Source organism: Streptomyces sp. NPDC088252, from assembly GCF_044740965.1.
Classification (GTDB): Bacteria; Actinomycetota; Actinomycetes; order Streptomycetales; family Streptomycetaceae; genus Streptomyces.
The window spans coordinates 460685-487506 of record NZ_JBIURS010000001.1; the positions used below are offsets into that span (position 1 = coordinate 460685).

General features: G+C 71.2%; 25 protein-coding genes. 9 read left to right on the top strand and 16 right to left on the bottom strand.

Annotation, left to right across the window (positions count from 1 at the left end; all coding sequences use genetic code 11):
• Positions 1 to 77: 77 nt before the first annotated feature.
• Together ACIOHC_RS02000 and ACIOHC_RS02005 are read right to left on the bottom strand one after the other, a co-directional pair.
• Complete coding sequence (locus tag ACIOHC_RS02000) at positions 78 to 917, bottom strand: MOSC domain-containing protein (RefSeq protein ID WP_401840967.1); 840 nt, start codon at positions 915 to 917, stop codon at positions 78 to 80.
• A complete protein-coding gene (locus ACIOHC_RS02005; protein ID WP_351078343.1) occupies positions 914 to 1564 on the bottom strand; it encodes a CatB-related O-acetyltransferase in 651 nt (216 codons plus the stop codon). The genes ACIOHC_RS02000 and ACIOHC_RS02005 overlap by 4 nt, the downstream gene beginning before the upstream one ends.
• A gap of 78 nt (positions 1565 to 1642) precedes the next feature.
• Between ACIOHC_RS02005 and ACIOHC_RS02010 the strand changes: the two genes are divergently transcribed.
• On the top strand, positions 1643 to 2317 hold the full coding sequence (locus tag ACIOHC_RS02010; RefSeq protein ID WP_351078344.1) for an O-methyltransferase: 675 nt from the start codon (positions 1643 to 1645) through the stop codon (positions 2315 to 2317).
• Positions 2318 to 2416: 99 nt separating this feature from the next.
• On the opposite strand, the gene ACIOHC_RS02015 is transcribed toward ACIOHC_RS02010, so the two are convergent.
• Positions 2417 to 2635 carry a hypothetical protein gene (locus ACIOHC_RS02015; protein WP_351078346.1) on the bottom strand — a complete coding sequence of 73 codons (219 nt, stop codon included), beginning with the start codon at positions 2633 to 2635 and terminating at the stop codon, positions 2417 to 2419.
• 315 nt (positions 2636 to 2950) lie between these two features.
• Between ACIOHC_RS02015 and fabV the strand changes: the two genes are divergently transcribed.
• Together fabV and ACIOHC_RS02025 are read left to right on the top strand one after the other, a co-directional pair.
• Positions 2951 to 4162, top strand: a complete 1212-nt coding sequence (fabV, locus tag ACIOHC_RS02020; protein WP_351078349.1) for an enoyl-[acyl-carrier-protein] reductase FabV — start codon at positions 2951 to 2953, stop codon at positions 4160 to 4162.
• Positions 4163 to 4244: 82 nt separating this feature from the next.
• Positions 4245 to 5120: an alpha/beta fold hydrolase gene (locus ACIOHC_RS02025; RefSeq protein WP_401840970.1), complete on the top strand. Its 876-nt coding sequence runs from the start codon at positions 4245 to 4247 to the stop codon at positions 5118 to 5120.
• A 132-nt stretch (positions 5121 to 5252) separates the two neighbouring features.
• Here the strand turns inward: ACIOHC_RS02025 and ACIOHC_RS02030 are convergent, their stop codons facing one another.
• The 9 genes from ACIOHC_RS02030 to ACIOHC_RS02070 form a co-directional block, all read right to left on the bottom strand.
• Positions 5253 to 5894 (bottom strand): superoxide dismutase, encoded by a 642-nt coding sequence (locus ACIOHC_RS02030; protein WP_365689547.1) that lies wholly within the window; start codon positions 5892 to 5894, stop codon positions 5253 to 5255.
• A gap of 164 nt (positions 5895 to 6058) precedes the next feature.
• Positions 6059 to 7462 carry an FGGY-family carbohydrate kinase gene (locus ACIOHC_RS02035; RefSeq protein WP_351078356.1) on the bottom strand — a complete coding sequence of 468 codons (1404 nt, stop codon included), beginning with the start codon at positions 7460 to 7462 and terminating at the stop codon, positions 6059 to 6061.
• Between the two features lie 14 nt (positions 7463 to 7476).
• Entirely contained in the window at positions 7477 to 8523 is a 1047-nt protein-coding gene (locus tag ACIOHC_RS02040) for an NAD(P)-dependent oxidoreductase (protein ID WP_365689544.1), read from the bottom strand.
• On the bottom strand, positions 8520 to 9596 hold the full coding sequence (locus tag ACIOHC_RS02045) for an ABC transporter ATP-binding protein (RefSeq protein WP_365689543.1): 1077 nt from the start codon (positions 9594 to 9596) through the stop codon (positions 8520 to 8522). The genes ACIOHC_RS02040 and ACIOHC_RS02045 overlap by 4 nt, the downstream gene beginning before the upstream one ends.
• Entirely contained in the window at positions 9593 to 10411 is an 819-nt protein-coding gene (locus ACIOHC_RS02050) for a DeoR/GlpR family DNA-binding transcription regulator (RefSeq protein WP_391740864.1), read from the bottom strand. Before ACIOHC_RS02050 ends, ACIOHC_RS02045 begins: the two co-directional genes overlap by 4 nt.
• The gene (locus ACIOHC_RS02055; RefSeq protein WP_401840974.1) at positions 10408 to 11544 is read right to left on the bottom strand and encodes an ABC transporter ATP-binding protein; all 1137 of its coding nucleotides are present in this window, start codon (positions 11542 to 11544) and stop codon (positions 10408 to 10410) included. The genes ACIOHC_RS02050 and ACIOHC_RS02055 overlap by 4 nt, the downstream gene beginning before the upstream one ends.
• Entirely contained in the window at positions 11541 to 12413 is an 873-nt protein-coding gene (locus ACIOHC_RS02060; RefSeq protein WP_351078367.1) for a carbohydrate ABC transporter permease, read from the bottom strand. Before ACIOHC_RS02060 ends, ACIOHC_RS02055 begins: the two co-directional genes overlap by 4 nt.
• Entirely contained in the window at positions 12410 to 13384 is a 975-nt protein-coding gene (locus tag ACIOHC_RS02065; protein ID WP_365689539.1) for a sugar ABC transporter permease, read from the bottom strand. Before ACIOHC_RS02065 ends, ACIOHC_RS02060 begins: the two co-directional genes overlap by 4 nt.
• Positions 13385 to 13387: 3 nt before the next feature.
• Positions 13388 to 14815 (bottom strand): sugar ABC transporter substrate-binding protein, encoded by a 1428-nt coding sequence (locus tag ACIOHC_RS02070; RefSeq protein WP_351078371.1) that lies wholly within the window; start codon positions 14813 to 14815, stop codon positions 13388 to 13390.
• A gap of 167 nt (positions 14816 to 14982) precedes the next feature.
• Between ACIOHC_RS02070 and ACIOHC_RS02075 the strand changes: the two genes are divergently transcribed.
• Both ACIOHC_RS02075 and ACIOHC_RS02080 read left to right on the top strand, forming a co-directional pair.
• On the top strand, positions 14983 to 16410 hold the full coding sequence (locus ACIOHC_RS02075) for an FGGY family carbohydrate kinase (protein WP_351078373.1): 1428 nt from the start codon (positions 14983 to 14985) through the stop codon (positions 16408 to 16410).
• Positions 16411 to 16525: 115 nt separating this feature from the next.
• Entirely contained in the window at positions 16526 to 17158 is a 633-nt protein-coding gene (locus ACIOHC_RS02080) for a histidine phosphatase family protein (protein WP_351078375.1), read from the top strand.
• On the opposite strand, the gene ACIOHC_RS02085 is transcribed toward ACIOHC_RS02080, so the two are convergent.
• Positions 17148 to 18566: an amino acid permease gene (locus tag ACIOHC_RS02085; RefSeq protein ID WP_351078378.1), complete on the bottom strand. Its 1419-nt coding sequence runs from the start codon at positions 18564 to 18566 to the stop codon at positions 17148 to 17150. The two genes, ACIOHC_RS02080 and ACIOHC_RS02085, sit on opposite strands and share 11 nt — an antisense overlap.
• 543 nt (positions 18567 to 19109) lie before the next feature.
• Here ACIOHC_RS02085 and ACIOHC_RS02090 point away from each other — a divergent pair.
• The gene (locus ACIOHC_RS02090; RefSeq protein WP_351078380.1) at positions 19110 to 19706 is read left to right on the top strand and encodes a biotin transporter BioY; all 597 of its coding nucleotides are present in this window, start codon (positions 19110 to 19112) and stop codon (positions 19704 to 19706) included.
• Here ACIOHC_RS02090 and ACIOHC_RS02095 read toward each other — a convergent pair.
• A complete protein-coding gene (locus ACIOHC_RS02095) occupies positions 19687 to 21018 on the bottom strand; it encodes an FAD-binding oxidoreductase (RefSeq protein WP_351078382.1) in 1332 nt (443 codons plus the stop codon). The two genes, ACIOHC_RS02090 and ACIOHC_RS02095, sit on opposite strands and share 20 nt — an antisense overlap.
• A gap of 97 nt (positions 21019 to 21115) precedes the next feature.
• Positions 21116 to 22564, bottom strand: a complete 1449-nt coding sequence (locus ACIOHC_RS02100; protein WP_351078383.1) for an amino acid permease — start codon at positions 22562 to 22564, stop codon at positions 21116 to 21118.
• A 257-nt stretch (positions 22565 to 22821) separates the two neighbouring features.
• On the opposite strand from ACIOHC_RS02100, the gene ACIOHC_RS02105 reads away from it, so the two are divergent.
• Positions 22822 to 23310: a ribose-5-phosphate isomerase gene (locus ACIOHC_RS02105; RefSeq protein ID WP_351078384.1), complete on the top strand. Its 489-nt coding sequence runs from the start codon at positions 22822 to 22824 to the stop codon at positions 23308 to 23310.
• Between the two features lie 92 nt (positions 23311 to 23402).
• Entirely contained in the window at positions 23403 to 24212 is an 810-nt protein-coding gene (locus ACIOHC_RS02110; RefSeq protein WP_351078387.1) for a DNA-formamidopyrimidine glycosylase family protein, read from the top strand.
• Positions 24213 to 24219: 7 nt separating this feature from the next.
• Here the strand turns inward: ACIOHC_RS02110 and ACIOHC_RS02115 are convergent, their stop codons facing one another.
• Positions 24220 to 25452 carry a GNAT family N-acetyltransferase gene (locus ACIOHC_RS02115; protein WP_351078388.1) on the bottom strand — a complete coding sequence of 411 codons (1233 nt, stop codon included), beginning with the start codon at positions 25450 to 25452 and terminating at the stop codon, positions 24220 to 24222.
• A 104-nt stretch (positions 25453 to 25556) separates the two neighbouring features.
• On the opposite strand from ACIOHC_RS02115, the gene ACIOHC_RS02120 reads away from it, so the two are divergent.
• Positions 25557 to 26702, top strand: a complete 1146-nt coding sequence (locus tag ACIOHC_RS02120) for a PP2C family protein-serine/threonine phosphatase (protein WP_351078391.1) — start codon at positions 25557 to 25559, stop codon at positions 26700 to 26702.
• Positions 26703 to 26822: the final 120 nt, after the last annotated feature.

Below are 26822 nucleotides of genomic sequence, written 5' to 3' on the forward strand. Positions count from 1 at the left end.
CCCCGCGGTCGTGAGGACCGGGGCGACTCGGCTGTCCTTCCCGGGCTGCGCGGGCACCCTCGTGCGGGACGGGGCCTTCAGCGGCCGAGCCACTCCGCGACCTCGACCGTGTCCCCGACGGTCACCATGCCCTCGCAGACCACCGCGTTCTTCGCGCCGAAGCTCACCTTGTTCTTGTACTCCGGCTCGCGCCGGTACGTCGCAAGGGTCCGGACCGGTTCCGGGCCCGCGCGGCGGCCCGTGCGCTGGTCGACGAGCGGGACGTTGCACCGCATCGCCCTTACGGAATAGGCGAGTTCCACGGAACCGAGGGTCATCCTGCGTACCCGGTCCTCGAAGTGCGGTTCGTCGTTGCCGGTCAGGACGATGTTGGGGCGGAAACGGTCCATCGGCACCGGTTCGGCGTCGCCCCGGGCGGCGATGCGGGCGTTGAGGTCGTCCAGGGAGGCCGTCGAGGCGACCAGCACCGCGTGTGCGTCGGCGAAGTTGACCTTGCCCGGGGTGTCGCCCCAGCCGTCCCGGTCGAAGCCGGGGGCCACCCGTACCAGGCGGGACTCGGCTCCGAGCACCTCGGAGAACCATTCCGCGACCTCGTCCCCCTGGTCGGCCGCCGCGCCGAGCGGGCGGTCGAACATGCTGACCTCGCGGCGCGGGCCGTCCCGGTCGACCTTCAGGCGGAGCGGTTCGACGCCCTCGGCGGACAGGTCCAACGCCGCTCCGGCTTCCAGGACTTCGACCCTGATCGCGGCCATCGAGGCATGCGTGCGCTGGCTGCGGAACGCGCCGTCCGCAGCGTCGACCACCATGAACGTCCGGTCGTGTTCGAGGCCGGTCCCGAGGACCTGCGCGGATGCGACCACGGTTCCGGCGCAACCCTTGACCGGGTAGTAGGTCAGTTCTCGAACCGTGATCGTCATGATGTCCCCTCCGGGGCAGCCGCTTCGAGATCGTCGACGCTGCCGGACATGATGGTACGGATGTGCTGGGTGAGGTGGTCGACGGGCCAGTCCCACCAGGCGACGGCCAGGAGCCGGTCGATGGTCTCGTCGTCGTAGCGGGTGCGGATCAGCTTGGCGGGATTGCCGCCGACGATGCCGTAGTCGGGTACGTCACCGGTGACGACCGAACCGGCGCCGACGATCGCGCCGTGCCCGATCCGTACGCCCGGCATCACCATGGAGTCGTAGCCGAACCAGACGTCGTTGCCGACGACCGTGTCGCCCCGGCCCGGCAGCCCGGTGAGCAGGTCGAAGTGCTCGGCCCAGGAGCCGCCCATGGTGGGGAAGGGGAACGTGGACGGGCCGTCCATCCGGTGGTTGGCGCCGTTCATGATGAACCGCACCCCCGTTCCCAGCGCGCAGAACTTCCCGATGACGAGCTTCTCCGGACCGTAGTGGTAGAGCACGTTGCGAGTCTCGAACGCGGTCGCGTCGTCGGGGTCGTCGTAGTACGAGTAGTCACCGACCTCGATCAGTTCGGACGTGACGAGGGGCTTCAGTTGCACGACCCGGGGCTGGCCCGGCATCGGGTGAAGGACGGTGGGGTCGGCAGGGGGAGCGCTCATGGCGCCCATCATCGCATTCGCCTCGCATGAGATAGGTTCCCTTTGGGAACTCACGCGCATTCGAGAGGGGAACATGTCATGACGCAGGCGCGATGGACCGAGGTCGACGACTACTTCAACGGCCTGCTGGTGGGGTCGGACGAAGTCCTGGACGCGGCCGTCGAGGCCAGTGACGAGGCCGGACTCCCGGCCATCCAGGTCGCCGCCAACCAGGGCAAGCTGCTGCACCTGCTGGTCAGGCTCCAAGGGGCTCGCACCGTGCTGGAGATCGGCACCCTGGGCGGATACAGCACGATCTGGCTGGCCCGCGCGCTGCCCGAGGGGGGCAGGCTCGTGACGCTCGAATTCGATCCGGGGTGCGCCGAGGTCGCGCGGGCCAACATCGAGCGGGCCGGTCTCTCGGACGTCGTCGAGATCCGGGTCGGGCGGGCCCTCGACACGCTGCCGGAACTCGCGGAAGGGGGGTACGGGCCGTTCGACGTCGTGTTCATCGACGCCGACAAGCCGAGCAACCCCGACTACCTGGCCTGGTCGCTGAAGCTGACCCGGCCCGGCAGCCTCATCATCGCCGACAACGTCGTGCGCGACGGCGCGGTGGTCGACGGCGGCAGCGACGACCCGAAGGTGCAGGGCGTGCGCCGCTTCACCGAAATCGTCGCTGCCGAACCGACGTTGAGCGCGACCGCGCTGCAGACGGTCGGCACCAAGGGCTACGACGGCTTGATGATGGCTCTGGTCACCGACGGCCGGTAGGGCGCGGCGAGCGGGGCGCCGGCCGGGGACGAGGGATGCCCCGACCCGCGCGACGTGACACATGGGCCCTCGTCCGCCGTGTCCGGGGAAGGAGCCTCCTCACCCCGCCCGCCCGGTGTCCTCCTCCGGACCGGGCAGCCGCCATGTGCAGGGGAAGAGATCCCCGCTCCATCGGGACGGGTCGCCCAGCTCGCCGGCGGCGTCGGGAGCTCTCAGGAGGCAGCGGTGGCGCAGGAGTTCGCGGCGTTCGGCCGGAGTCAGCAGCTGTTCCTCTTCGCAGAGGTGCGCCGGGTCGTCGATATCCGTGCGTCCGGCCACGTTGAGACGCGTGGACGTCGGTGTCCGGTAGTCGAGACGGAGATCGGTCCTCCACTGCGAATTGCTTTCCCAGCCGCAGGACAGGTCGCGTCCGGGCCGCAGAGGTGCGCGGCCCGAAACGCGCCTCGCGCGGCAACCAGGTGTCGGCGTTCCCGCGCTGCCCGATGTGGTGGAAAGCCTCCAAGAGCGGCTGAACATTACTGTGCCTGGCGAGGCGACCGTCCGTGTTCGTGTCGTCGCAGACTTGCAGGGTGTGGTGCGGGCCTCCGCGTCGCCGCCACCTCCCGTCCGTGACGACCCGAAAGACCCGAGCCCATGAGCGAACACGTCATCGCCCCCAAGAACCGCGGCTTCCTCTTCCTCGACTCCCACCCGGTCGGCTGCGCGCGCCTGGTGAAGGACATGTGGGAGGCCGTCCCCGCGCCCTCCCGGGTGCCGGACCGGGCACCCGTGGCACTGGTCATCGGCTCCTCCGCCGGGTACGGGCTGGCCGCGACGATCGCCGGCCTCGCCCGTGCCGGCATCCGCGGGATCGGGGTCTGCTTCGAAAAGGCCCCCGGACGCCGCACCGGTACGGCCGGTTGGTACCGCACGGCCGCGACCGCCGAGCTCGCCCGGCGGCACGGTCACGACATGGTGTTCCTCAACGGAGACGCGTTCTCCGATGAGATGAAGCACCAGGTCGCCCAGGTGCTGGAGGAGCGTTTCGGCGGCCGTCTGGACCACCTGATCTACTCGGTGGCCGCCCCGCGCCGCACCGACCCCGACACCGGGACCACCTACGCGTCCGTCCTCAAGCCCGTCGGCGAGGCGTACAGCACCAAGACCCTCGTCTTCGACGACCGGGGCGCCGGCGAGGTGCGGGAGGTCGAGACGCAGCCCGCCGACGGCGACGACATCGAGCAGACCGTCGCCGTCATGGGCGGAACGGACTGGGAACGGTGGATCGACCATCTCGCCGACCGCGGGCTGCTCGCCGATGGATTCAGCACCGCCGCCCTCTCCTACATCGGCTCCCCCCTGACCGCCGCGATCTACCGGCAGGGCACCATCGGCGCCGCCAAGTCCCACCTCGAACAGACCGCCCGCACCCTCGACGAGCGGCTCGCGAAGCTGGTCGACGGGCGTGCGGTCACCTCGGTCAACGCGGCTGCCGTCACCCAGTCCTCGACCGCGATCCCCGGCATCGCCCTCTACGTCGGGCTGCTCCGCGGCGTCCTCGGCGACGCGATGGTGCCGCCGATCGGGCAGCTCACCGACCTGTGGGACCAGCTCACCGGTGTCCGCCCGCTCGACCTCGACGACGAAGGGCGCGTGCGCCTGGACACCTGGGAACTCGATCCTGCTGTCCAGGCGGCCGTCACCGAGCGGTGGAACGCCGCCGCCACCGAGAACATCACCGAACTCGCCGACCTCGACTGGTTCCACGCCGAAGTGCAGCGCCTGTACGGGTTCGCCGTGCCCGGCATCGACTATGCCGCGCCGGTCGAGACCGACATCGCCTGGCCGGGCACCACCGCCCCCTGAAGCGTTCCGTTCCGGGCGAGGTGCAAGTCCTGCGGCGGAAACCCCTTCGACACGGTCCGCGGAGCCGGTCATGATCAGATGTATGACTTTGCATGTGATCGACCCGGTTCGTAGCGGTACCGAACAGCTGCCGGGAGGGCGGCAGCTGGGCTGGGCCGAGTGGGGACCGGTGGACGGCGTGCCGGTGCTGCTGTCGCCGGGGGCGGCCACCAGCAGGCATCTGGGGTTCGGTCACGACGTGGCGGCCGGCCTCGGCGTGCGGCTGATCTCGCTCGACCGTCCGGGGCTGGGCGCCTCCTCGCCGCTGCCCGGCCGCACCTTCGGGGACTTCGCCGACGACATCCGCGCGTTCGCCGCCCTGCGCGGCCTGGACCGGCCCCTGATGGTCGGCAACTCGCAGGGGGCGCCCTTCGCCCTCGCATGCGCCGCTGCCGGGGTGGTCGGCGCGCTCGCCGTGGTCTCCGGCGCGGACGAGGTCGCCGCGCCGCGGTTCGCCGACGCACTTCCGGACGACCTGCGGGGCCTGGTCGACCTGGCGGTGTCCGACCCGGCCGCCGCCGAGAAGGTCTTCGCCGGATTCACCGCGCAGGCGATGTGGGACATGGTCATGTCCGGCAGTCCGGAGTGCGACCGCGCCGTGTATCAGCAGCCCGCGTTCGCGGCCGCCTACCGGCGCACGCTCGACGAGGCGTTCGCGCAGGGGGCCGCCGCAGGCTATGCCCGGGACACGGTTCTGGCCATGGGCCGCTGGGACATCGAACTGTCGGACATCGCCGTACCGGTCGACCTCTGGTACGGGGAGGAGGACACCAGCCACTCGCCCGACCGGGGCGCCGGTCTGACCGCGCGCATCCCGGGTGCGGTCCGGCACATGGTGCCGGACGCGGGCGGGGCGGTGCTCTGGACGCATGCCGAGCAGGTGCTGAGCACGCTGCTGAAGCACGCCCCCGTCTCCTGACCCCACCCCCGCCGCGCAACGTGACAGAAGGGCCCCCGCCTGTCACGTCCAGGCGGGGGCCCTCCCTTCATCCGCCTGCCCGGTGAAGGTTGAGAAGACGATCACGAGGCAGGACGTTCCCGTGCCTCCCGGTCAGGGGGCGAGCAGCAGCACGTCGGCGCGCTCCTTGGCGGCCGCGTAACGCTTGGCCACGTCCTGCCAGTTGACGACGGCCCACATGGCGTCGATGAAGTCGACCTTCTGGTTCTTGTACTGGAGGTAGAAGGCGTGCTCCCAGGCGTCGAAGACCAGGACCGGGACGGAGCCCTGGCCGACGTTGCCCTGGTGGTCGTAGACCTGCTCGACGATCAGCCTGCCGCTCACCGGCTCGTAGGCGAGGACGCCCCAGCCGGAGCCCTGCGTGGTGGCCGCGGCCTTCGTCAGCTGGGACTTGAAACCGGCGAACGAGCCGAACGACTCCGTGATCGCGTCGGCGAGGTCGCCGACACCGTCCGCCGCGAGGGGCTCGCCGCCGCCGTCACCGGTCATGTTGTGCCAGTAGATCGAGTGCAGGATGTGCCCGGAGAGGTGGAACGCGAGGTTCTTCTGGAGTCCGTTGATCGCTCCCCAGGCCTCCTTGTCGCGCGCCTCCGCCAGCTGCTCCAGGGTGTCGTTCGCGCCCTTCACATAGGCGGCGTGGTGCTTGTCGTGGTGGAGCTCGATGATCTGCGGATTGATGACCGGTTCGAGCGCCGCGTAGTCGTACGGGAGTTCCGGGAGCGTGTACGTGGCCATGTGGTCGAACCCTCCAGCTGCTTTCCTATTGTTATTGCAACCTCTATGCAGGAGCAGGTTAACAGCAGGAGGGGGTGATGGTGATCAGCCCTTCGACTTAGGACCGGGGGCGCGTCGTCCCGCGTGGACGCGGCCGGTACGGCGACCGAGCGTGCACCGCTCCGTCACGCGCGGGCCCGCGCACGGGCCTCGGCGAGCCGGGTCAGGTGGTCCCCGTACGCCTTCGCGTAGAACGACGCCCGCGCCGGGTCCGGTTCGACCACCGTCGTCGGGGCCGTCCAGGCGGCCGTGTCCAGCTCCGCCCCGAAGCGTCGCGCCGCCGCGAGCACCGCGCCCCGCGCACCGACCTCGCCCTCCACGATCCGGACCGGCCGGCCCAGCACATCCGCGAACAGGCACATCCACGCGGGGGAGCGGGTGCCGCCGCCGCACAGGGCGAGGGAGCCGGTGAGGCCCGCGGCCTCCAGGCAATGGCGGGCGGCGAAGCCGATGCCCTCGCAGACCGCACGGATCAGATCCGCCGAGGTGGTTTCCAGGGACACACCGGTGAACTCGGCGCGCAGACGTGGCTCGACGAACGGGGCGCGCTCGCCGGACGGGGCGAAGTAGGGGAGTACGCGGACACCGTTCGCGCCGGGCGGGGTGGCGGCGAGCAGGGAGTCGACCTCCGCGTGACGCACGCCGGTGATGCTGAGGACCCAGTCGAGGGCCGCGGTGCCGACCATCGCGGGCATGGCGCGCAGCCAGTGGCCGGGTCGGTCGGTGGAGATGTGGAGACCGGCGGGCTCGCCGTCCAGATCGAGCCGCTCGGTGGCCACCAGGGCGGCCAGGCAGGTGCCGACGATCAGCAGACCGTCACCGGGACGGGTGACGCCCGCGCCGAGGGCGCAGGCCGGCAGATCGTACGGGCCGTTGGAGATCCTTGCTCCGGAAGGGAGTTCGGCGGTGGCGACCGGGTCGCTGACCGGGGCGAGGAGCGAGGCCCGGTGGTCGAGGCCGAGCGCGGCCACGACATCGGACGAGTACGTGCGGGTCATCGGGTCCAGGAACGGCATCGACGCGTCGGAGACGTCTGTGGCCCGCACTCCGGTCAGCCGCTGGAACACCATGTCCTTGCAGTACAGCGCGGTCGTCGCCGCGTCGAGCGAGGCCGGATCGTGACGGTCGAGCCAGGCCAGCACCGGGCCCGGACAGCCCGGGAACATCGCGCTGCCGGTGCGCCGGTAGACCGCCCCGAAGACACCGGACGCCTGCCAGGCGTCGACCAGTTCATGGGCGCGGCCGTCCATCCAGGAGATCGCCGTACGGACCGGCCGGCCCGCCGCGTCGACCAGCCAGACCCCGTCGCCCTGTCCGGTGAGACCGGCGAAGGCGACCCCGTCGGAGCCCAGCGCGGCCAAGACCTCGCAGACCGCCCCGTACACCTCGTCCATGTCCTGTTCCACAAAACCGTCGTGGATCGTGAGTCCCACCGGGCGGGACTCGACCGCCAGTGTGCGGCCGCGCGGGTCGAAGGCCGCGGCCTTCACCACGGATGTGCCGACATCGATGCCGATGTATCTCGTCATGGGTCCGGCCCTCCTCACAGCGCGTGGGCGAGAGGTTCGTCCCGCACGTAGCGCGCCACCTCGGCCGCGGCGATCCGGGCCGCCTTCTGCGCGACGGCCCGGCTGGCGCCCGCCACGTGCGGGGTCATCAGCAGACGCGGGGTGCGAAAGAGCCGCGATCCGGCCGGGGGCGGTTCCTGCTCGTACGTGTCCAGCGCCGCGGCCCGCAACCGCCCCGAGTCCAGGGCGTCGCACAGCGCCTCCGTGTCCAGCAGCCCGCCCCGGGCCGCGTTGACCAGAACCGCGCCGTGCGGCAGCAGGGCCAGCTCGCGGGCGCCGACGAGATGCCGGGTCTCCGGGGTGAGCCTGGCGTGCAGGGTGAGGACACGGGAGCGGTTCAGGAGCGCCTCCAGCGAAGGCGCGCGCATGCCGTGGACGTCGCCGCGCACATACGGGTCGTACACCTCGACCTCGGCGCCGAACGCGGAGAGCACCCGGGCGACCCGGCTGCCCACCGCCCCGTAGCCGATCAGGCCGACAGGGGTGTCCTCCAGCTCCAGCCCGCAGTTCTCGTACGTGTAGTGGGAGGCGTCCCAGCGGCCGTCGACGGCGAGGGAGCGGTGGGCCTCGGGGATGCGGCGCAGGGCGCAGAGGATCAGACCCACGGTGAACTCCGCGGTCGCCGCCGCATTGCGGCCGGGCGCGAAGCAGACCCGCACCCCCCGGGCCCGTGCCGCGGCCGCGTTCACGTTGACCGGGCCGCCCCGGCAGACCACGACCAGCCGCAGATCCGGTGCGGCGGCCAGCACCCGCTCGGTGAACGGGCCCATCTGCGTCACGCACACCTCCACCCCGTCCAGCGCGGCGATCAGCGCGGCCTCGGCGTCGCTGGCCTCGTCGACCTCGGCGACCTTGCCGAAGGGCTCCAGGGGCCAGGGAAGGGTGAGTTCGGCGAGGTGGGGCTCCGTGCCGAGAGGGCCGAGGGCGTGCTGCAGGGCCTCGGCGATCAGGGAGTTGCGGACGAAATGGTCACCGGCGACCAGAATTCTCGTCGTGGGGCGGACCGTCGCGGGGCGGTTCATCGCAGAGCGTCTCCTGTCTGGGCGTCGAAGACATGGATGTGCCGGGGATCGGCGGTGATGCGTACGGTGTCGTCCCGGTCGAGCCGTACCTCCGGACCGGTCACGGCGACCAGGGGCTTTGCCACTCCGTCGAGCGAGAGCGTGGCGATGCCGCATTCCAGCAGGGGTTCATGGGCGGCGACCCGGGCCCGTGCACCAGTGTCGTCCAGGCGCAGGTCCTCCGGGCGGATGCCGAGCACCACCGCGCGTCCCGCCGCCGGGCGGTGCGGTACGGGGATGCGCACGGAGTCCGAGAGCCGCACCCCGCCCGCCCCGTCGGCCGTCCCGGGCAGCAGATTGATCGCCGGTTCCCCGACGAAGTCGGCGACGAACAGATTCACCGGCGCGTCGTAGATCTCCTCGGGGGTGCCGAGCTGCTGGATCTCGCCGTCCCGCATCACCGCGATCCGGTCGGCGAGCGACAGCGCCTCCTCCTGATCGTGCGTGACGAGGATGGTGGTGTGGCCGCTGTCCCGCTGGATGCGCTTCAACTCCCGTCGGGTGGTGTCGCGCTGGGCGGCGTCCAGATGGGACAGCGGCTCGTCGAGCAGCAGCACGTCCGGGGCACGGATCAGGGCGCGGGCGAGGGCGACCCGCTGCTTCTGGCCGCTGGAGAGCCCGGCGGGGCGGGCGTCCAGCAGTTCCGTGATCCCGATGCGTGCGGCCATGTCGGCGACCCGGCGGCGGATCTCGGCCCGTCCGTACCGGCGCCGGGCGGCGAGTCCGAACCCGAGGTTCTCCGCGACCGTCAGCGGCGGGTACAGGGCGTAGTTCTCGAACGCCACCCCGATGTTGCGCCGCCGGGCGGGGAGCCCCACCACCGACGAGCCGCCGATGAGGATGTCGCCGCCGGTGACCGCCTCCAGTCCGGCGATCATCCGCAGGGTGGTGGACTTGCCGCAGCCGGACGGGCCGAGCAGCCCCAGCAGTTCGCCGGAGCGCAGTGCGATGTCGAGGGAGCGGACCGCTTCGACGGCGGCCCGGCCACGTCCGGTGTAGGTCTTGCGCAGTGCGCGCAGGACCAGTTCAGTCATCCGTCATCGCCGCCTCCCGTTCCGGACTCCCGGCCGGTGCCGCAGACCTCGTAGGGCACCTTGTGCTCGTCGAGTTCGCGCAGGTCCCGCTCGGACGCCCCGTCGTCGACCAGCAGCAGATCGAACCGGGAGAGCGGGGCGAGCCGGTGCAGGGCGACCCGGCCCAGCTTGGAGTGGTCGAGCAGCAGCACATTGCGGCTCGCCGAGTCGAGCATCGCCCGCTTCACGGAGACGATGTGCTGCTCCTGGTGGTAGGCGTAACCGCCGGACGCCGCGGAGGTGGAGGTGAAGCAGATGTCGACCTGGAGCGACTGCACCGCCTCCACGCACGAGACGCCGAGGAAGGAGGAGTGCAGCGGATCGAAGTCGCCGCCGAGACCCATCAGATGGATGCCGCGCTCCTGCGACAGCAGGTTGATCGCCTCCAGGAAGTTGGTGACGACGGTCAGCGGGGTGATGGAGCGCAGCCTGCGTGCTATCTCCAGGGTGGACGTCGAATCGTCGAGCATCACCGCCATGCCCGGTTCTATGAGCCGCAGAGCCCGTTCGGCGACGGCGGCCTTCTCGGCGCGCATCGTCTTCAGCCGGTAGGAGACGTTCGACTCGAAGACCCCGGACGGCTGGGCGGTGACACCGCCGCGGAACTTGCGGACGATGCCCTGCCGTTCCAGCTCGTCCAGATCCCGGTGGATGGTCATCAGGCTGACGTCGAAGCGTTCCGCCAGCTCGGCGGCGCTCACCTCGCCCTGTGCGAGGACGTACTCGGCTATGGATGCCTGGCGCGGGGCGGGGCCCCGCTGCGGAACGTTGCTCACGTGCTGATCCTTCGTCCTGGACGTGCCGGCCGGTCGGCCTCGAACAGCAGCAGACTCTCAGGCGGTACGGAGAGCCGGACCGGACGGTCGGGGCTCAGGCCCACCGCGTCGGCGCGCGGGACGACGAGGGACAGCCGCCGGCCGCCGATCCGGACGGTGACCTCGGTGGCGCGGCCCAGCAGCTCGGTCACGTGGACGACTCCGGTCAGCTCCAGGCCCTCGCACGTGCCGGCCGGTACCGCACCCGGGCCCTCGCCGGGCCCCAGGAGCCGGATGTCCCGCGGTCGTACGCCCAGTTGGACCGCGGTTCCGGGCGGTGCGGGCACCCTCAGCGGCAGCTCGTACGCCCCGTCCGGCGACCGGAAGTGCCCCAAGGCCGTCACCGTGCCCGGCAGCAGATTGATCCGGGGTCTGCCGAAGGACTGGGCGACGAAGGTGTCGTACGGGCGGTGCCACAGCTCTTCGCGGGTGCCGGTCTGCACCATGCGGCCGTGGCTGATCACCCCGATCCGGTCCCCGAGCGCCAGCGCCTCCACCGAGTCATGGGTGACGTACAGCGTGGTCGTGCTCCGGACCGAGCCGATCGCCTTCAGCTCCGCGCGCATCGCCTGCCGCAGCTTCGCGTCGAGGTGCGACAGCGGCTCGTCGAGCAGGAACGCGCGGGCCGGCCGGACCAGTACCCGGCCGAGCGCCACCCGCTGCCGCTGACCGTTGGAGAGCCTGCCCACCGGACGCTCCAACAGGGCGTCGATCCCGAGGAGTTCGGCGATCTCCCCGATCCGCTCGCGCGCCTCGTGCGCGGGGAGGCGGTGGCGCGGCGAGCGGAGCGGGGAGGCGAGATTGTCGTACGCGGTGCGGTGCGGGTACAGGGCGTACGACTCGAAACACATGGCCACGCCCCGGTCGTACGGCTCCACGCCCGCCATGTCCGTACCGCCCAGCTCGACCGTCCCGGCCTGTGGCTCATCCAGGCCGGCGACCGTCTTGAGCGTGGTCGTCTTCCCGGCGCCGGACGGGCCGAGCAGGCAGAAGAACTCGCCCTCGGCCACCTCCAGATCCAGACCGTCGAGCGCGGTGTTCCGCCCGTACCGCTTGCTGACCCCGCGCAGCGTGATCGCCGCCGGGCCGGTCACGACTTCACCGCCCCGAACGACAGCCCGCGCACCAGATACCGCTGGATGGTGAGCGCCAGCAGCAGCGGCGGGACCACCGAGACCAGGGCCGCCGCAGCCGTCAGGTTGTACTTGGGCCGGTCGCCGCCGAGGAAGGACAGCGCGCCCACCGTCACCGTCTGGGCGTCCGACGAGGTGAGGATCAGCGGGAAGACGAAGTTGTTCCACGCGAAGATGAACGCCAGCAGCGAGACGGCCGCGATGCCCGGTTTCACCAGCGGCAGCGCGACCTTGAAGAACGCCTGCTTGCGGGTGTAGCCGTCCAGCAGCGCCGCCTGCTCCAGCTCGGGGGAGAGATCCGAGAAGTACGACCGCATGATCCAGACGATCAGCGGGAGGGTCACCAGTTGCAGCACCCACACCATGCCGACATACGTGTCGAAGAGCCCGAGCTTCTGGTAGAGCACGAACAGCGGGATGATGACGGTGAGTTCGGGCGCGAAGCGGAACGAGAGCAGGGTGAACATCAGGTTCTCCGAGCCGCGGAACCGCCACCGCGCGGCGGCGTACGCGGCGGGCAGCCCGATCAGCAGCGACAGCGCGACCGCGCCCAGCGACACGACCAGACTGTTCACGAAGAACCGCACGAACGGCACGCCCTGGTCGTCCCCGGCGCCGAGCACGGTGCGGTAGGAGTCGAAGGTCGGGGTGAACGAGAAGTACGTACTGAACAGCTCGTTCGTCGGCTTCAGCGACAGGATCACCATCCAGGCGACCGGGAACAGCGCGAAGACGAAGTAGAGGATCAGCGCCAGGTCGGCGGCGACGGAGAGCACCCTGCGCCTCGTCGCGGCACCTCCGCGTCCGTCCGCCGTGCGTCCGCGCCTCATCCCGGCACCTCCGCCGCCCGGTTCTGGATCCGGCCCAGATAGCGCACCAGCACCATCGTGACCAGGTACACCACGGCCCAGAGCACGATCATGTAGCTGATCCCGAACGAGTAGCGCTGGAAGCGGATCGCCTCCAGATAGGCCCGGATCTGAAGGACCATCGTGGAGTCGCCGGGGCCGCCCTCGGTCAGCGCGTAGATGATGTCGAAGACCTTCAGCGAGTCCATGAACCGGAAGATCACGGCGACCAGGACGTACGGCCACAGCATCGGCAGGGTGAGGCGTCGGAAGGTGAACCACCGGCCCGCCCCGTCGACCGCCGCCGCCTCGAACGGCGAGGCGGGCAGCGAGCGCAGTCCGGCCAGCGCGAGGATCGCGACGAACGGGGTGTAGACCCACACGTCCACGGCGATCGACGACAGCAGCGCGCCCGTCGGCGTGTCCGTCCACTGCACACCGCCGAGGCCGAACGGTTCGAGCAGATGGTTGACGACGCCGACCGACGGCTGGAGCATCAGCTTCCACGTGATCGCGGCGATCACCGGCGCGATCATGAGGGGCAGGATCAGGATCTTCTCCAGCACCCGTCCGACGAGGCTCGACCGGTGCAGCAGCAGGGCCACGGCCACCCCGAGCGCGGTCTCGACGGCCGCCGCGCCGACCGCGTACAGCGTCGTCACCCGCGCCGAGTCCCAGAACGAGGGCTGGGTGAGGATCCGCCGGTAGTTCTCGATGCCGACCAGGTCCGGCCGCGGTCTGCTCGCCGCGAAGTCGAACACCGTGTAGTAGAGGCCGAGTCCGAACGGGTAGAGGATGCCGCCGGTCAGCAGCAGTGCGGGCACGATCAGCAGATACGGCCGCAGCGAGCGGCGCCACGCCGGTACCGCCCGCTGTGCCCGCTTTCCGGCCCCCGTGCCGAAGGCCGCCGCCCCGTGGTCGGTCTCCGGCACGGGCGCCATGCGTCCGGACATCGGTCAGCCGGCCTTCGACGCCAGATCGCCGGCCAGTGAGTTCAGCACGGACGAGGCGTTCTTCCCGCCGTAGATCTCCTGGAGCGCGGCGGCCCAGCTGGTCGTCGCGTCGAAGAACTGCTCCTGCGGAGTGAACTGGATCCTCGTCTGGTCGACGACCGCCTCGAACGTCTCGATGAAGCCGGGGATGGCCCGCATCTTCTCCTTGTACGCGGGGTCCTGGCTGACCGACCTGCGTACCGGGTCGATGTGGTTGTGCTCGATCGCGCCCTTGCGCAGATGCTCCTTGCCGGTCGCCCACTGGAGGAACAGCCAGGCCGCGGACTTGTTGCGGCTCCCGGCGCTCATGCCGAGCGACCAGATCCACATGTTCGTGGCGAGTGAGCCGTCGGGGCCCTTGGGGCCGGGGTGGAAGGCGATCTTCCCGGACGCGGGGGAGGCCCCCTTCACCGCCTGGAAGTAGGCGGCGGTGTCCGCGTCGAAGAGCATCCCCGCCTTCTTGGCACCGAGGTCGCCGGAGCACTGGTACCAGGTGTACGAGGTCCAGGACGGCGGCCCGCCCTTCCTGACCATCTCCGCCCAGTCCCGGGTGAACGCGATCGCCTCCGGGGTGTTCATCGCGGGCTTCACCCCGTCGCCCTCGACGGTGAAGTCCTTCAGCCCGTTGCGGGCGTACATCGTCATGAAGCCCGGGTGGATCGTCGCCCAGCTGCGCGAGCCGCGCACCGCGACCCCGTACATCCCGTCGAAGCCCGCCCCGGGCGCCCTGCGGGTGATGGCCCCGGCCACCTCGCGCAGTTCGTCGAAGGTCTCGGCCGGCTTCAGGCCCAGCTTCTCGAACACCTCGGTGTTGTACGCGACGACATTGGTCTCCCAGCCCCACGGCAGTGCGTACTGCCCGCCCTGCCCGAGCGGAGCGCCCGCCTTCAGCGACCACTGGTCCGCCCGGAGCAGGTTGGGGAAGAAGTCCGCCTGGTCCCATTCGGCGCCGGTCGCCGAGGAGTTGCGCATCCAGGGGCCGAGATCCTCCAGCCAGCCCGGCGGGCCGTACTGCCACACCATGTACGCGCCGAGCATGAAGACGTCGTAGGAGGCGCGCCCGCTGGAGAGGTCGACGGTGAGCTTGTCGAAGTAGTTGTCCTCGGGGAAGACGTCGTACTCGACCTTGATGCCGGTCTTCTCGGTGAACGCCTTCAGATCGGCGATCAGGGCATCGGTGTACGGATGCTTGTTGAGCAGCGCCTTGACCGTCCTGCCCTTGGCCCGCTTCCAGTCGAAGGAACCGGTGACGTCGTCGGCCGCGGAGCCGCCGCCCGTGCTGTTGTCACCGCCGAAGCCCGCGCCGCAGGCGGTGAGCAGCGGGGCGGCGGACGCGGCCGCCGCCGCGCCGATGGCGAGGAACCGCCGCCGGTCGTGCGCGTGCATGTCCATCCGTGACCTCCACGGTCCGGCCGGAGATGGGTGGGGGGAGGGGAGCGATGCCGTTCACACGTCGAGTCGACTGGTTAACAGAGCTTGGAACAACAGAAGTTGGCCGTCAATCCCTCGCGCAACGGAAATTCTCGGTGCAGAGTGAGAACTTCACAAGGAGGGCCGATATGTGGATGGGCATCGATCTCGGCACGCAGAGCGTCCGCGCGGTGGTGGCGGGAGACCGTGGTGAGATCCTCGGCAGCGGCTCTGCCCCGCTCGCCGGTAGACGCGACGGGGTGCGGCACGAGCAGAGCCCCCTCGACTGGTGGACGGCCGTCTGCACGGCCAGCCGCCAGGCGCTGCGCGACTGCCCCGCGCCGCGTGCGCTCGCCGTCTGCGCCACCTCCGGCACGGTGCTGCTCGGCGACCGGACCGGCCGGCCGCTGACCCCGGGGGTGATGTACGACGACGGGCGCGCCGTGACGGAGGCGGCCACGGCCCGGACCCCGCCGAGCTGGGCGCTGCCCAAGGTGATGTGGCTGCTGAAGGAGTACGGGACAGGGGCGGGTGACGGCGTACGGGTCATGCACCAGGCCGACCTGGTGCTGGCGCGGCTCGCCGGGACTCCTCTGCCCACCGACTCCAGCCATGCCCTGAAGACCGGCTACGACCTGGAACGCGATGCCTGGCCGCACCGGAGGTTCGGCGAGCTGGGCCTGCCCGACGGGCTGTTCCCCGACGTGGTGCGGCCGGGCCGGCGGATCGGTGAGGTGGGGCGGGCGGCAGCGGCGGAGACCGGGATTCCGGCGGGCACGCTCCTGGTGTCGGGGATGACGGACGGGTGCGCGGCGCAGATCGCCTCCGGCGCACTCACCGTGGGCTCCTGGAACGCGGTGCTCGGTACGACGCTGGTCCTGAAGGGGGTGACCTCGTCGCCGGTCGCGGACGGGTCCGGGGTCGTCTACAACCACCGGGCTCCGGACGGGCTCTGGCTTCCGGGCGGGGCCTCGGGGGTGGGCGGCGGGGCGCTGACCGCCGCCTTCCCGGGCGTGGACCCGGCGCGGATGGACGCGTCGGCCCGCGAGTACGAGCCCGCGCGCGTGGTCGCGTACCCCCTCGCCGCGCCGGGCGAGCGCTTCCCCTTCGTCGCGCCGGAGGCCACCGGCTTCCTGCTCGGCGAGCCCGCCACCGAAGCCGAGCACTGGGCCGCCCTGCTGACCGGGGTGGGCCTGGTCGAACGGCTCTGCCTCGACTACCTCGACCTGCTCGGCGCCCAGCTGTACGGCCGGCTCACCCTCACCGGCGGAGCGGTCCGCAGCGGCTACTGGAGCCGGCTGCGCTCCGACATCCTGGGCCGGCCCGTGTACATCCCGCGGTACAGCGAGCCGGCGCTCGGCATGGCCGTCCTCGCCGCGTACGGGGCGCGGGCCACGACCACGCTGCAGGGGGCGGCGGGCCGGATGGTGCGGTTGCGGCACGTACTGCGCCCGCATCCGGCGCGTACGGCGTGGTACACCGAGCCGTACCTCACGCTGGTGGACGAACTGGAGCGACGGGGCTGGCTCCCGGGCCCGGTCGCCGCCCATGCCCGTACGCGGGCCCAGGCGTCGTGATCCGGCCGGACCTGATCGGAGAAGCCGTGATCCACCCCTGGTCGTTCGGCGACACCCCGGCCCGCCCGTACCCGAACGGAGAAGCCATGACCGCCCGTACCCGAACGGAGAAGCCATGACCGGGAGACCGGCCGCTCTGCTGCTCGTCCGCCACGGCCAGACCGTCTGGCACGCGGAGAACCGATACGCCGGGGTCAGCGACATCGCCCTCACCGACGAAGGGCGCCGCCAGGCCGAGCGGCTGGGCGAGTGGGCGGCCCGGCACCCGGTCGACGCGATCTGGACCTCGACGGTCACGCGCGCCATCGAGACCGCGGAGCCCGCGTGCCGGGCGCTCGGGCTCGTCCCCCGGCGCGAATACGACCTGCGCGAGTGCGATTTCGGCGAGGTGGAGGGGCGCACTCTGACGGAGTTCGCGGCCGGGGATCCGGAGCGGGCCCGGCAGTACCGCGCGGACCCGGTGGCCCACCCCTTCCCCGGGGCCGAGGACCCCCGGGCGGCGGCGGCCCGGGGGGCGATGGCGCTGCGCCGGATCGCGGACGGGCACCCGGGGCAGCGGGTCCTCGTCGTCGCGCACAACACCCTGCTCCGGCTCGCGCTGTGCGAACTGCTGTCGATCCCGCTGGGCGCCTACCGCAGGGTCTTCCCGCAATTGCGCAACGGTGCGGTCAGCGAGATCCGGATCGGGGAGCAGGGCGGTGCGCTGCTCTCCCTCAACGTGCCGTGCGCGCCCGGCGTCAGCCCTTGACGGCCGCGGACCGCCGCTGCCGTACGAGACCGATCGCCGCCAGTACGACGGTCAGGGCGCCGGACGCCAACAGCTGGTCACGCGTGCCGGGCTGGCGCAGCATCAGGACGAAGATGCCGAGCATGGCCAGGAGCGCCACGACCGTCAGGACCGGGAAGAGCCACATCCGTACGACCAGCTTCTCCGGTGCCTCGCGTTCCAGCCGGTCGCGCAGGATCAGCTGGGAGAGGGCGATGAAGATCCAGACGACCAGGATCACCGCGCCGATCATGTTGAGAAGCCACGGGAAGACGTCATCGGGCCGCCAGTAGCTGAGCAGCACGCACAGGAAGCCGAACACGGACGAGACCAGGACGGCCGCGCGCGGGACGCCCGAGGAGATCCTGCCGAGCCGCTTGGGACCCTGGCCGCGGGCGACCAGCGAACAGGCCATGCGCGAGGCGCCGTAGATGTTGGCGTTCATCGCGGAGAGCAGGGCGACCAGGATGACCACGTTCATGATCTCCGCCGCGCCGCTGATGCCGAGGTGGTTCAGAGCCGCGTAGAACGGGCCCACCTCCACGACCTTCGGGTCGTCCCACGGGACCAGGGTGACGACGACGGCCATCGAGCCGACGTAGAAGAGCGCGATCCGCCACATCGCCGTCCGCACGGCCTTCGCGACGCCCCGCACCGGGTTCTCGGACTCGGCCGCGGCGATGGTGACGGTCTCCAGACCGCCGTATGCGAAGACGGAGGCGAGCAGCCCGATCACCAGGCCCTCGGCGCCGTTCGGCATGAAGCCGCCCTCGCCCCTGAGGTTGGTGGCGCCGGGGGCGTCCGTGCCCGGCAGCACACCCAGGATCGCCAGCACGCCCAGCACCAGGAAGAGGGTGATCGCCACGACCTTGAGGGTGGCGAACCAGAACTCGAACTCGCCGAACTTCTTCACCGAGGCCAGGTTCGTGCCCAGGAAGACCACCATGAACAGCGCGACCCAGGCCCACTCCGGTGTGCCGGGCAGCCAGCCGGTGACGATCTTCGCGGCGCCGATGCCCTCCAGACCGACGGCGACACAGAGCAGCACCCAGAACGCCCAGCCCACGGTGAACCCCGCCCACGGCCCGATCGCCCGCTCCGCGTGGACGGAGAAGGAACCGGAGGCCGGGTTCGCGGCGGACATCTCGCCGAGCATCCGCATCACGAGCATGACCAGCAGCCCGGAGACGGCGTACGCGACGACGATCGACGGGCCCGCGGCGGCGATACCCGCACCCGAGCCGACGAAGAGCCCGGCGCCGATGACACCACCGAGGGCGATCATCGAGAGGTGGCGCTGCTTGAGTCCGTGGGTGAGCGCCGAATCGTCCCCGGTGCCGGAGACGGCGACCGGGGAGCCGGTGGGGGGAGACGCGGTGTTCCGAGACATGGACGAGCTCTGTTCGGTAGGGGAGGCACGGCGCACGCGGGGGCCGTGCGGGGACGTGGAGGGATGGAGCGCGGGTGGGGGGCGTGGGGGACCTGCGCGGACAGTCTGAGCACGCACTCCGCCCACGGGGAACCACTGTCCGCATTACGGGCACGATGCTCACACAAGGTGCACACCCGGGCACGCGGCGATGCCCGGGAGGGATCCCGGGCGGTTCGGACGCGTGCCCCCGGCGGGCCGGAAACGGCTCCGGGGATGCGGGAACAGTCCCCGGCGGGCGGGGATGCGGCCCGTGGGCGGCCCTCCTTTTGGCGGGAACCTACAGTCTCTCCCGGGCGTCCCCCCTCGCAGAATACGAGCCGATCCGCCCTCACCTCAGTGATGAGCATCACGCCGCCGCGTGATTGCGTGAGCTCCTTTGTCTGAATCCCACCAACGCCTCGGCCATCGCTTTGTGGGCCACTGACGGTGATCGGGCGTTGACCCGTGGGCTAACGTCGGCCTCAGTCTGTCCCCCACCTGCCCTCACCCCGCGGAGTCCCGATGAGCACTGCTGCCGCCGTCCCTGCCCGTACCGGAGCGGTCCTCGCCGACCTGCTGCCCGCCGCCCGGCACCGTTACGCCGTCGACACGGCCCTGGTCCTCGGTGGCGCCGCGCTCACCGGTATCGCCGCCCAGATCGCGGTCCCGGTCCCCGGCTCCCCGGTCCCCGTCACCGGCCAGACGTTCGCCGCGCTCCTCGTCGGCACCGCGCTGGGCGCCCGCCGCGGCTTCCTCTCGCTCGCCGTGTACGCGCTCGTCGGCATGGCGGGCATGCCCTGGTTCTCCGAGGGCACCTCCGGCGCTAGCTTCCCCTCGTTCGGCTACGTCCTCGGCATGCTGCTCGCCGCCACCGTGGTCGGCGGCCTCGCCCGCCGCGGCGGCGACCGCTCCGTGCTGCGCACGGCGGGCACGATGGTGGTCGGCTCCGCGATCATCTACGCGGTCGGCGTCCCGTACCTGGCGCTGTCCACCGGCATGTCGGCGAGCGCCGCGATCGCGGCCGGCCTGGTGCCGTTCCTGCTCGGTGACGCGCTGAAGGCGGCGCTGGCGATGGGCGCGCTGCCCGCGGCCTGGAAGCTCATCGGCCGTCGCGGCTGATGCCGTAGCTCCCTCCGAAGAGGCTCGCCGGGTCGTGTCGCGACACCAGACCGGCGAGCCTCTGCCGTGTCCGCGCGTCGTGGAATCCCTCGGTGCGGTCCCCTCCGCCGAAGGAGAAGTTCAGTGAACGGCCCAGGGCGAGCGGGGCGAGCGCCCCGGCCACCTCCGCGTACAGGGCCCGTACCGACGCCACGTCCGTACCGTCGAGCGGCGACAGCAGCCGCAGCAGGAATCCGGCCTCCCGGTACGGCACCGCGTTGTCGACGGCCGGCCGCGCGGCCAGCGCGCCGCCCAGGTGGTTGAGCTGGACCACGGTCATCATCGGCGCCTTCGGTCCGGTCAGCTCCAGCGTGCGCACGGCACGCCCCGCGTCCAGATCGCCGAGCACCACGGCGTCGCCGTAGTAGGCGTGCGGGAACGGTGGATCGTTGTGAATGGTGTGGCTGTCGGTGTACGGCATCTCCCGCAGCGAGTCCGTGAGCGCGGGCCCGATCGCCCGCAGCGGCGCGACCAGCCGCTCGCCCCCGGCCGTTTCGCCGGTGTACGCGACCCGCACCGAGATCACGTACCGGCCGCGCATCGGCTCCGGCAGTCGGGGGCTGTCGGGGAACCGCAGCGCGGACAGTGAGGACGTCAGCGTGTCGGGAACGGTCCGGGTCCACTCCAGATAGCGGCGGATCACGCGGTCACCGACCCCGGCCCCGGCCCCGGACCCCTCTCCGTCCCCGTCGAAGGCGATCGACCCGCCGTACAGCCGCCCGACCTCTACCAGGTCGACCTCCATGCGGGTCACGACACCGAGCCGGTGCCCGCCGCCGCGCAGCGCCCAGAAGAGTTCGGGCTCGCTGTGCGGGGAGACGTGGCGCAGTGCGCCGTCGGCGGTCACCACGTCGAGCGAGCGGACCCGGTCGGCGGCGTAGCCGAACTCCCTGGCCAGGATCGGGAGCCCGCCGCCGAGGGTGTACGAGACGGCGCCGACGCCCGGTGCGGAGCCGTTCAGCGGGGCGAGCCCGTGCGGTGCGGCGGCCTCGATGACCTGGCCCCAGGTGACGCCCGCGCCGATGCGTGCGGTGCGGCGCACCGGGTCGATCTCGACGGAGTCCATCCGGCGGGTGCTGATCAGCAGCCCGCCCTCGACGGCCCCGGACAGCCCGTGGCCGGTGGCGTGGACGCGGACGGGCAGGCCGCGCGCGGCGGCGTCGGCCACGGCGGTCCGTACGTCCTCGGCATGGGCGGCCTCGACGACGAGGTCGGGACGGACGGAGAAGCCGGTCTGGAAACCGGTGGGGACGCGGGCGGGGGCGGATGTCATGAGGAGGCTCTCCGGTCGTTCGCTCGGTGGCGTTACGACGGAGAGCCTCCCCGCTATACCTGACATCTGCCGTCAGGTATGGATACGGCCGACGGCCTCAGGCACGTGCCTTCCGCTGACGGACCTCACGCACCAGCGAGATCGCCACCACCAGCGCCGCGACGAGCAGGGAGAGCAGCACCTGCTCGCGTCCGCCGTCGTCGGTCAGCATGTAGACGAGGACGAACGAGATCATCGCGATGGTCGCCCAGGTCAGATACGGGAAGAGCCACATCCGCACGACCAGCTTCTCCGGCGACTCGCGCAGGATCATGCCGCGCATCCGCAGCTGCGTGAAGCAGATGACCAGCCAGACGAACAGGGCGACCGCACCGGAGGAGTTCAGCAGGAACTGGAAGACGGTGTCGGGCCACTGGTAGTTGAAGAACACGGCGACGAAGCCGAAGACGACGGACGAGAGGATCGCCGCCTGCGGCACGCCCCGCTTGTTCACCCGGGCGAAGGCCTTGGGAGCGTCCCCGCGGCCACCGAGCGAGAAGGCCATCCGCGAGGCGGTGTAGAGGCCGGAGTTGAGGCAGGACAGCACGGCGGTGAGGACGATGACGTTCATCACCTGGCCGGCGTGCGGAATGCCGATGGAGTTGAGGGCGGCGACGTAGCTGCCGTCCTTCACGATCGACTTGTCGTTCCACGGCAGCAGGGTGAGCACGATGAAGATCGAGCCCAGGTAGAAGACGGCGATCCGCCAGATCACGCTGTTGGTGGCCTTCTGGACGGCGCGCTGCGGGTTCTCGGACTCGCCGGCCGCCAGCGTGACGATCTCACTGCCCATGAAGGAGAAGACGACCATCAGCACACCGGTGAGGATGGCGCCGGGTCCCTGGGGGAAGAACCCGCCGGTGTCGGTGAGGTGCGCGAGCCCCGCGCCGGGGTTGTCCGAGCCGGGCAGCACCCCGAAGACGGCGAGCAGTCCGACGACCACGAAGGCGCCGATCGCCACGACCTTGATCCCGGCGAACCAGAACTCGAACTCGCCGTACGAGCCGACCGAGACCAGGTTCGTCGCGGTCAGTACGACCATCACGATCAGCGCCCACGCCCACTGCGGGACGCCCGGCACCCAGCCCTCCAGGATCTTGGCACCCGCCGTCGCCTCGACGGCGAGCACCACGACCCAGAAGAACCAGTACAGCCAGCCGATCGAGAAGCCGGCCCAGCGGCCCAGCGCCTGGTCGGCGTAGGCGGAGAAGGAGCCGGAGCTCGGGCGGGCCGCGGCCATCTCGCCGAGCATCCGCATCACGAAGACGACCATCAGGCCGACCAGGGCGTAGGACAGCAGGATGGCCGGTCCCGCGGCGGCGATACCGGCGCCGGAGCCCACGAAGAGGCCCGCGCCGATCACCCCGCCGATGGCGATCATCGAGAGATGGCGGTTCTTGAGGCCTGCCTGGAGTCCGTCGGATGAGCCCGTTGTGTCCGGCCCGTTCGGCCGGTCCGGCTTCTCGGGCTGGTGGCCCGGCTCGGCCAGAGTCGTCTGCGACGTCATGGATCGAATCCTTACGTTCTCGGATCACGCGGTGCGTGACTCGCCGCCGGAGTGGGGTGCGGCGGCAAGTGATGCATTGAAGCCCGCCGGACCGTAAAAGCGGAACCCCTTCTTCCGAATCTGCCCGAGTGGCGTCGGCCACACGGCACCCGCACAGGAGGCCCGCACGCGGCTCCCGCCGCCCGCCGGGGCGGACGGGCCGGAGGGTCCCGACCCCGATGACGGTTACCCGGCGACGCTCGTGCCACACTCGGAACATGCGCGTGTACCTCGGCTCGGACCATGCCGGCTATGAACTCAAGAACCACCTCGTCGAGTGGCTCACGGCCCATGGCCACGAGGCCGTCGACTGTGGCCCCCACATCTACGACGCCCAGGACGACTACCCGCCGTTCTGTCTGCGTGCCGCCGAGAGGACGGCCGCGGACCCGGACAGCCTCGGCATCGTGATCGGCGGCTCCGGCAACGGCGAGCAGATCGCGGCCAACAAGGTCAAGGGAGTGCGCGCGGCACTCGCCTGGAGCGAGCAGACGGCCGCGCTGGGCCGCGAGCACAACAACGCCAATGTGGTCGCCATCGGTGGCCGGATGCACTCGGTGGAGGAGTCCACCAAGTTCGTCGAGGTCTTCCTCGCCACCCCGTACTCGGGTGAGGAGCGTCACACCCGCCGGATCGAGATGCTCACGGCGTACGAGACGACCGGCGAGCTCCCCCCGATCCCGGCCCACCACCCGCAGCAGGGCTGACCGGCTTCCGTCCCTGTGCCGCCGGTACTCCCGGCGGCACAGCCGTTTGCGCACGTCACCACGTCCGCACGCCATCGAGGAGAGCAGCCGTCGTGCCCGAGGGACACACGATCCACCGCCTGGCGGCGGACCACCGGGACAGGTTCGCCGGGCGGCCGGTGCGGGTGAGCAGCCCGCAGGGCAAGTTCTCCGACAGCGCCGCGCTGCTCGACGGCCGGACGTTCACCGGCGTCGACGCCCACGGCAAGCACCTCTTCCTCGGGTTCGAGGACGCCGGCTGGGTCCACATCCACCTGGGCCTCTTCGGCAAGCTCGGCTTCGGTACGGCCCCGGCACCGCCGCCCACCGACACGGTCCGGCTGCGCCTGGTGAACGACGACCACCACGCGGATCTGCGCGGTCCCACCACGTGTGCGCTGATCACCGATCCCGAGAAGCGCGCGATACACGACCGGCTCGGCCCGGACCCTCTGCGGACGGACGAGGACGGTGAGCGGGCGTGGCGGCGGATCTCCCGCAGCCGGATCACCGTCGCGGCCCTGCTGATGGACCAGAAGGTCATCGCGGGGGTCGGCAATGTGTACCGGGCCGAGGTGCTGTTCCGGCACGGGATCGACCCGTACCGGCCGGGCAAGGACCTCGGGCGTGCGCAGTGGGACGCGATCTGGGCCGACCTGGCGATGCTGATGCGCGAGGGCGTGCGGAACAATCGGATCGACACGGTCCGCCCCGAGCACACGCCGGAGGCGATGGGGCGTCCGCCACGGGTCGACGACCACGGCGGCGAGGTGTACGTGTACCGCAGGGCCCGGCAGGCCTGCCACATCTGTGGCGGCGAGATCCGCACCGCCGATCTCGCCGCCCGCAACCTCTTCTGGTGCCCGGGATGCCAGAAGGCCTAGAGAGCCCCTAGAACCCCCGCGGCAGCCACGGCGCCGCGTCCGACGAGAAGGCCAGCGACGCCTCCGCCAGCGCGCCCGCACGCAACTCCCGCACCCGCCCGGCCAGGGCGAGCGAGCTGAGGGATTCGCCGCCCAGATACACCGAGCCCAACTCCCTCACCGAGAGCGCCAGGTCGGCCGCCTCGTCGGTCCGACGGCAGGTCGCCGTCCCCTGCGCGTCGGACGTGAGCCGCCAACGCCCCTCGTTCCAGGGGCAGAACGCGTCCTCGACCTCGAACACCACGTCCACCGGCGCCCGGTACGCCCGCGCCTCCAGCGCCGCCCCCAGCTCCACCAGCCGCACGTGCAGACAGTCCCGGATCAGGATGTTGCACCGTCGCACGTCCGACACCAGGTGCAGCACCGCGTCGTCGACCGGCCGGTTGCGCGCGTCGATCGTCGAGGTCAGATCGATCTCGAAGAGGAACCGCCACAGCGCCGCGTACGCCGCCGGGTCGAGCGCGGCCAGGTCGTTCACCTTCACCTGGCCCTTGGGGCCGGACGGCTCCCACTCGGGCTTGATGTGGTACGTCACATAGCCGACGATCTGCCCGTTCAGCTCCGCCAGCACGCACTGCTGCGCCGAACCGCCCTGCCGTGCACTCACCGGGTCCACCATCGGCTTGCGTTCCCAGCCGGGGCCGTGGGCCGGTGTGCCGGGCCGGCCGGCCACCAGCCGGTCGTACACGGCCTCGCACGCGGCCATCGCCTCGTCCGGCTTCGCGTGACGCAGCCGGACCTCGTCCGTGCCCTCCGGAACCGTCAGCCGCACCCGGTCCGTGTCGATCGTCAACGACATCTGACGCGAGGCCGCGCCGTACCCGAACCGGCCGTAGATCACCGGTTCCGAAGCCGTCAGGACGGCGATCGGCTCACCCAGTGCCCGGAAGTCGTCGAGCTGCCGACGCATCATCGAGGTCAGCAGCCCGCGCCTGCGATGGGTGGACGCGACACTCACCATCGTGACCCCTGCGGCGGGCACCAGCGTCCCGCCGGGCACGGCGAGCCGGAAGCTGAACGCCCCCGCCGTGGCGACGACGTCGGAACCGTCCCAGATCCCGATCGACCGCTCGTGCTCGGTCAGTTGTTCGTCCAGCTCGCGCTGCTCGGGAGGCTCTGCCACACCGCCGAATGCGAGCTCCAGACACTCGAACCATTCGTTCCATTCGGACGGTTGCAACACGCGAAGCTCAGTAGTCATGGGCCATCCCTATCAGGGGCGCGGCGGCCGGTCGACCCGATTTCGAACGCATTGTCACGGGGTCCCCCTGCACCGGAGGCCGTCGGGTGGATAAAGTCCCCGCAATGGCCCGACGTGCAGGAGCAGAGTCGTACCCGGCCCGATTGCGGAAATCGGCGCACCGGGCACGCATCGCGCTGCGCAAGTCCGGTGTCGACTACTTCCGCGGCGACGGTTCGGACTGGATCGCGCTGGCCGGTCTGCTGCTCACCATTCCTGCCATCACCTGCGCGACTCTGTTCGACCCGGTGTGGTGCTCACCGGCCGCGCTCGTCCTGCCCATCGTCGCGGGCGGTCTGCTGCTGCGGCCCGCGAGTCTGCTGGGTCTGTACGCGACCGCGGCCACCGCCCTGATCGTGGAGTCGCTCGCACTCGGTCCGTACGAGGACGGGCCGGCCCGGGTGACCCCCGGCATCGTCCTGGTGGTCGCGGCCTGCGGCTTCTTCGGGCTGGTCCTCGCCCAGTTCCGGGCCAGGGTCGGCGTGCCGTGGCGACGCGGCGGCACCATGCTCTTCGACCTGCGCGAACGCATCAGGGTGCAGAGCGCCCTGCCCCGGCTGCCGCAGGGCTGGCACCGCGAGATGGCGCTGCGCCCGGCGGGCGGGCAGTCCTTCTCCGGTGACTTCGTCGTCGCCGCCCGTACCAACGGCGGACGCACCCTGGAGGCCGTCCTCACCGACGTCTCCGGCAAGGGAATGGACGCGGGCTCCCGCGCCCTGCTGCTGTCCGGTGCCTTCGGCGGGCTCCTCGGCTCGCTGCCCCCGCACGGCTTCCTCCCGGCGGCCAACGGCTATCTGCTGCGCCAGGACTGGGACGAGGGTTTCGCCACCTCGATCCATCTGGTCCTGGACCTCGAATCGGGTGACTACGAACTCCTCTCGGCGGGACACCCGCCGGCCCTGCAACTGCACTCGGGCAGCGGCCAGTGGGAGGAGAAGGTCGCGGAGGGTCCGCTGCTCGGGGTGTACGACGGGGCGCAGTTCGACGCCGTGAAGGGTTCGTTGGCCCCCGGCGACGTGCTGATGCTGTTCACGGACGGCCTGGTGGAGGCGTCCGACCGCGACATCGCGGAGGGCATCGACCGGCTGACCGGTGAGGCCGACCGCTATGTCGCCACCGGTTTCGAGGGCGCGGCCTGGCATCTGATCGAGGCATGCGCCAAGGACGTCAACGACGACCGGGCGCTGCTGCTGCTGTCACGTCGGTCCTGAACCCCGCGCAAGCGGCTCGGACCGGGCGTACGCCGGTGGACGCCGGCCATTCACCGGATCCCGGCCCCCGGCCGGTCCGGGTACCCGGCGTGGTACCGGGACCCGGACCTGCCGGCCGTC